At 30.8% G+C, this 5,681-nt stretch carries 5 protein-coding genes and 2 pseudogenes; 2 read left to right on the forward strand and 5 right to left on the reverse strand.

Annotation, left to right across the window (positions count from 1 at the left end):
* The 4 genes and pseudogenes from KQI94_RS15230 to KQI94_RS15240 form a co-directional block, all read right to left on the reverse strand.
* Window positions 1-1,240: pseudogene (locus KQI94_RS15230) on the reverse strand (hypothetical protein); the annotation flags it as partial.
* A 17-nt stretch (window positions 1,241-1,257) separates the two neighbouring features.
* Window positions 1,258-1,446 (reverse strand): annotated as a pseudogene (locus KQI94_RS16625) (hypothetical protein); the annotation flags it as partial.
* Complete coding sequence (gene lgt / locus KQI94_RS15235) at window positions 1,371-2,369, reverse strand: prolipoprotein diacylglyceryl transferase (protein WP_002383893.1); 999 nt, start codon at window positions 2,367-2,369, stop codon at window positions 1,371-1,373. The gene lgt and the pseudogene KQI94_RS16625, both read right to left, overlap by 76 nt.
* A 28-nt stretch (window positions 2,370-2,397) precedes the next feature.
* Window positions 2,398-3,408 (reverse strand): replication initiator protein A, encoded by a 1,011-nt coding sequence (locus KQI94_RS15240; protein ID WP_001058676.1) that lies wholly within the window; start codon window positions 3,406-3,408, stop codon window positions 2,398-2,400.
* Between the two features lie 471 nt (window positions 3,409-3,879).
* Here KQI94_RS15240 and KQI94_RS15245 point away from each other — a divergent pair, with 471 nt between their 5' ends.
* Complete coding sequence (locus KQI94_RS15245) at window positions 3,880-4,725, forward strand: AAA family ATPase (protein ID WP_000239313.1); 846 nt, start codon at window positions 3,880-3,882, stop codon at window positions 4,723-4,725.
* Complete coding sequence (locus KQI94_RS15250; protein ID WP_000049959.1) at window positions 4,718-5,089, forward strand: DUF5388 domain-containing protein; 372 nt, start codon at window positions 4,718-4,720, stop codon at window positions 5,087-5,089. The genes KQI94_RS15245 and KQI94_RS15250 overlap by 8 nt, the downstream gene beginning before the upstream one ends.
* Window positions 5,090-5,192: 103 nt before the next feature.
* Here KQI94_RS15250 and KQI94_RS15255 read toward each other — a convergent pair whose 3' ends face one another.
* Window positions 5,193-5,483: a hypothetical protein gene (locus KQI94_RS15255; protein WP_001137528.1), complete on the reverse strand. Its 291-nt coding sequence runs from the start codon at window positions 5,481-5,483 to the stop codon at window positions 5,193-5,195.
* Window positions 5,484-5,681 lie beyond the last annotated feature (198 nt).

A 5,681-nucleotide genomic window follows, 5' to 3' on the forward strand; every position in this document is an offset into this window, starting at 1 on the left:
CTAGTGATAAGAAACTTGCAAAGAAAATAGTCGCAAAACCAACCATTCCCTTCATAAAAATAGTCATGCCAAAGGTTTTAAAGTAATTCGCAAAGACGTTGGTTTCAGTTAAAAAGAGTCCTGCGAACAACAATAACGGTAACAACGGCAATAGGAACAATTGAATGACCGCAATAATTAATCGTAAGAAACTTAACAGGAAATACACCACTGTTTGAATGAGGTTAACTACCAGATAAAACAAGCCATAAAAAGTATTGGTCCAGTTGTTATAATACATAATTGATCGGTTTTTTAAGTCTTTACTTTCGTAATTTACAACTTCTTCCATTAACTTGTTATTTTCTTCGCTATTCATATCGTTGTCTAACAATAAATTGATTCGATCATATTCTTTATCTTTATACTTCACTGTTTTCTTACGGATTTTATTAACATCACTTGTTCCATAGTTCATGAGCAAGTAAGGTTCATACACATTGGTGTAAAAAACACGTGAAGCAATTAAATTTCCTGCACTTTTTGCTCGTTGATCTGCAGATAATTTTTGCTCTACTTCATTTCCGTTCTTATCTTTCCCTTTCTCTGTCATTGGTACACTAACATCACCTAAGACCGGATTAATATTCACAAATGCGGTCTCAACTTCTTTATCCACACTAAACATCATATCAAACAAAGAATTGGACGTGTTGGCATCTTTTAGGACGGAAAGACCTGTAAAAATAAGAATCGTCATTAAAAAAATACCAAAAAACCGTTTGTATCGTTGTTGTCCAATAAATTTTACACCTAAAATAACAAAGACAAAGGCAATACCAATCGTTCCCGCAATGCCCAACATATTAGTTGCTATGCTAGACGTTAGGTTCATAATCGGTTGCTTAATAGCAGTTATAATATCCATACTAAATAGTGTTTTTACCATAACTGCATTAAATTCTCCGAGTCCTTTTACCCCAGCCCATACGAATGTTTTGACTGCTGCAGAAGCGTTCACGACTGCCTCACTAATACCTGTGCTCCAGGGTTTATCTTTTTCTTTTTCTTTTGTCATTAATTCAAAAGCATTATCTTTGTAAGTATCATAAATTGTATCTACATTAGTAGTTGGCTCTGTAACAATAACTTTATTTTCATCAGGTTTAGGTGCGGCATTAACCGCTGTAGTTTGTGTAAACACAAAAAAACAGCCTACTAAAAATAGTAAGACTGCTTTTACCAGTGATTTTTTGTTCAAAGTATCACCTCTTTATTCTATTTTTCTTTTACAAAGACCGTTTCTCTATCATTGATTTCCCCATTTATTTTTCCATCTTTATATTCAACTTTTTCCATAATAAAGGTTCCTCTACCACTTACATCAAAAGTTATTTTTTTGTTTTTTTCGTCATAGGAATATTTACCAGCTGCATTATCTTTTGAGTCATAAACAGAAAATTTCCCCATCGTCCAATGATTTGTCCAATTACTATACTGGGAGCAACTACGTCAGCAACATTCCAAAAAGAAAGATGTTTCTTCTTGCAATAAATAACCCCTGTCAATACAGCACCAATTAATCCACCATGTATTGCTAGACCACCTTCCCAAATTTTAAAGATACTTAAAGGATCATCAATGTACAAAGGTAATTCAAAAAGGACATAGTATAATCTGGCCGATATAATAGAAACTGGCAATCCATATAACAACAGGTCAACAATTGTATCCTCAGGCAATGCCGCACGCTTTGCTCTTCTATTAGCAACAAAATATCCGATTATGATCCCAAACACTATGAAAACGGCATACCAATAAATAGTAAATGGGCCAAACGAAATAAATACTTTGTCAAAACTATCAGACTCTAAATATTCTTCTAATTTATCTTGTTCAATATCATCAAATTCAGTAAAAAATGTCATAAAAAGTTTTGGCTTTTCCAAAAAGCTTAAATGACGCCACATTCTTTTAAAAGTAACTTGGATATCACGATCGATTAATTGAATGTTTGCTCCTATTTCCTTAGCACTTTTAACTGCCTGAATTAATTCACCAGCTTGAGTAGTTCCTTTAGTATTTGCTAATTTTTTTTGATATGCACTGTAGACAATATTGGAAATTAGAACAACTAATTTTTTTTCTTTAATAATTTTTATTATATCTGTATTTCCCCATTGGTTAGAGTTAGTGTATTTTTCATATCTTTTTTTATCTAGCTCAATACTAACAGTATCTGGTTGAACTCTTTCAATTACCTCTTTAACAAGTTTAACACTATTCTCTGAAATGTGACTTGTCCCAACAAGATAATACGTTTTATTAGACACAACTATTTTCTCTACGTTTTTATTTTCAGATTCAAAAGACATATAATTTTCCTCCATAAATTTAAATTCATACTAAACAGCTACTTTATTGATTTTCAACCCAGTTATGAGTGATTACTCCTGGAGTGTTAGAATTACTTTTCTTGTTCAATTGACTTTTTTTCTCTAGTGCACATTCAACAAATAAATTATAAAACGACTTGTAGAATAGGCCTTTTGGACTTTTTACCGTAGAATCTGTCTTAATTTTATGCATCACACGACGCAAACATTTGTCTATTTCTTCTTGATAATCTTCCCCAATTAAAACAACATTGTATTCTTTTTCAACTTTAGTTTTAGCACGTATAATTGATCCAACCATTTCATGTGCTTCTTGAATAGTATCAGAAAAGGTTGCAATAAATTTTAAGCTATCTTTGTTAAGAAATGTATGCTCTTGAACTTCTGAAAATTGATCGAGCAATAATTGTTGTTGCAATCGTTCTTTTTCAGTATCTATTGTATCTATTGTATCTGTATTTAGATTATTAAATACTGTACTGATTTTCATACCCTCTGATTTATCAATGTTTTGGCAGGGTATGATTTTCATACCCTCTTGATTACCAAGGGATTCAGCGTTTGTTTTTCTTTGGGGGGTGGGTATGATTTTCATACCCTCTGATTTATCAACGTTTTCTTGCATAGTATCATCAAATGTTTGCAATTGATAAATATCATTTTCTGTTACTTCAAGTTCCGCTAGATAAAGTCTATTAGGATTGTTCTTACCTAGTGTTTTATTAAAACCCATTTGTTTTTGATAAAGCAATCCGTATTCTTCTAATTGTGATTTTATAGCTAATACTTTCTGTTTACCGCAATCAAGCACTTCTCCTAATTCACTAATAGTAAATGTAAAATAGACATTTCCATTTTCATCTACTTGATTTCTTTGAACAGCAAATTCCAGACGTGCTTTTAAAAGCATGTATGCAATTTTTGTAGAATCTGACATTTTTTTGTATTTATCGCTAGCAATAAGTACTTTTGGGAATTGATAGAATAGTTCATTGTAAATACGGTTTACATTAAAAAATTTGAAGTTGTTCATATAAGATCCCTCTTTTCTTAGTTAAAAATGTATCTATTAATTTATTTAGTAAGCGTTCTTTTTTTAAGAATACCAAAACATTATTTAAAATAAAGCAATTTTTATTTTTAGTAGTAAGATAGTAAAGTAGTAAGATAGTAAAGTAGTAAGATAGTAAAGTAGTAAGATAGTAAAGTAGTAAAATAGTAGAATAGTAAAATAGTAAGATAGTAAAAAATGTTTATTTTTTAATAAATACGTCTAAAAATCCTTTTGTAGAAAGGTTAATATCATTCTTTTAAAACAATAAGATAGTAAAATAGTAAGATAGTAAAGTAGTAAGATAGTAAAATAGTAAAGTAGTAGAATAGTAAAGTAGTAGGATAGTAAGATAGTAAAATAGTAAATTTTATAAATATTATTTGTAGTAAGAAAATATTTATGATATACTATTTGTAGTAAGAAAATATTTATGAAATGAGGAGTCATTGTATGGTTAAAAAAATTGTATTTGGAAATTTCAAAGGCGGCGTTGGGAAGACTACTAATTCTGTAATGGTAGCCTATGAATTAGCTAAAAAAGGTTTTAGAGTTTTAGTTTGTGACTTAGACCCACAAGCAAATTCAACGCAATTGTTGCGAAGAACATATGGATTACAAAATAATAAAGAACTACCTATAAAAGAAACGATGATGGTAGCAATTCAAGAAGGAAATTTAGGCAAAGCTGTTGTAAATGTAATGCCTAATTTGTATTTATTGCCTTCACACAAAGACTTTGTTAATTATCCTGATTTTCTTGAGCTAACAATTATGCCGACAGAGAAAAACTACAAAGAGAGACGAATAGCATTTTTTAGTGAATTACTTAAACCAATTGAAAATGATTATGATTACATTATATTTGATGTTCCTCCTACACTTTCAGTATTTACCGATACAGCTCTTTATTCTTCTAATTACATTGTAATTGTTTTGCAAACGCAGCAACGCTCCCTTGATGGTGCAGAAGCATTTTGGGAATACTTGCAAACCTTGTATGATACTTATAAAAACATTGACTTTGATATCGCTGGGGTACTTCCAGTGCTGTTGAAAAACGATTCTGGAATTGATAATCAAATAATTAAAGATGCCAAAGACGCTTTTGGTGATGAGACTTTGTTTAATACAATTGTTAGACACATGGAACGGTTAAAACGTTATGATCGTAAAGGTATATCAGAAGAAGGATATACGGAATTATATGATTTTCATGATAGAAAAGTTCATGAATTGTATAACAAATTATCTGATGAAATAATTGAACGAACAGAAGGGACGACTGCTAATGAGTAAGTATACATTTCATAAGGATCCTGAACGTAAACAATCAAAAGAAATTAAAGCAACTGAAATTTCAGAACCTGAAACTACTTTTGATTTAAGTAGTTTTTCAAAAGAAGAAAGTTCAGCAAGTGATTCAGGATCAAAACGAATTGGGCGACCTGCTAAAAATAAAGTATATAGTACAATTAGGATACAAAAGAGTAACATCAATAGAATAAATGCGTTTCAGAATACTTTAGATTTTGAAACACAAGACGACATTGTATCATTCATGTTAGATAGATTAGATAACACATTAGAACCAGAACAACGTACAATGTTTGAAATGTATATGAAAGCTTATGAATCACGAGACAAAAAGAAACAAAAATAAAAGATACTGTTTAATAAAATAAAAACACAAGAAATGCTGTACAAACATTGCTCTTGTGTTTTTATTTCTTGTAGTAAAATAGTAAGATAGTAAAAAAGTATTTTCATTCAATAATTTTTTTAGTTCGTCTGTGGCGTTCTAAGTGTAGCAAATAATCGTCTTGCAGTTTTAGAAGGTCTGAATATACCTGATCCATAGTCTGGCTGGCCGACAAAGAAAGAGAATAAATAAATGAGATAGGAAGTGTTTCAATTTTTTTGTTACGAGTAATCCAAGAAGAAACAGTTCCTTGAGAGAAAGCATGTAATTCACAAAATTCTTCTACAGTAATCCCTAGTTGCTTGATAATGTATGCGTTGATAGGGTGTGGATATACAAAGGTTTTTCTAGGCATGGTGGGTAAGTTTCCTTTCTTAGGTTATTAATGCGTTTGCAGTAATATTGTACTAAAAAACATGCAATAAGGGAAGGGTGTATCTGCTTCTTTTTGGTTGACCTCTTTTAAAAATATGTTATACTAAAGGTGCGAAACGACATTAAATCGTACAAATAACACAAAAAGCAATCCTACGGCGAATAGGATTGCTTTTTT

It is taken from the genome of Enterococcus sp. S183_ASV_20, assembly GCF_018919685.1.
Lineage (GTDB): Bacteria > Bacillota > Bacilli > Lactobacillales > Enterococcaceae > Enterococcus > Enterococcus faecalis.

Coding starts and splice junctions, on each gene's coding strand:
- lgt (WP_002383893.1), bottom strand. CDS start 2,369: ATGGAGGAAAATTATATGTCTTTTGAATCTGAAAATAAAAACGTAGAG.
- KQI94_RS15240 (WP_001058676.1), bottom strand. CDS start 3,408: ATGAACAACTTCAAATTTTTTAATGTAAACCGTATTTACAATGAACTA.
- KQI94_RS15245 (WP_000239313.1), top strand. CDS start 3,880: ATGGTTAAAAAAATTGTATTTGGAAATTTCAAAGGCGGCGTTGGGAAG.
- KQI94_RS15250 (WP_000049959.1), top strand. CDS start 4,718: ATGAGTAAGTATACATTTCATAAGGATCCTGAACGTAAACAATCAAAA.
- KQI94_RS15255 (WP_001137528.1), bottom strand. CDS start 5,483: ATGCCTAGAAAAACCTTTGTATATCCACACCCTATCAACGCATACATT.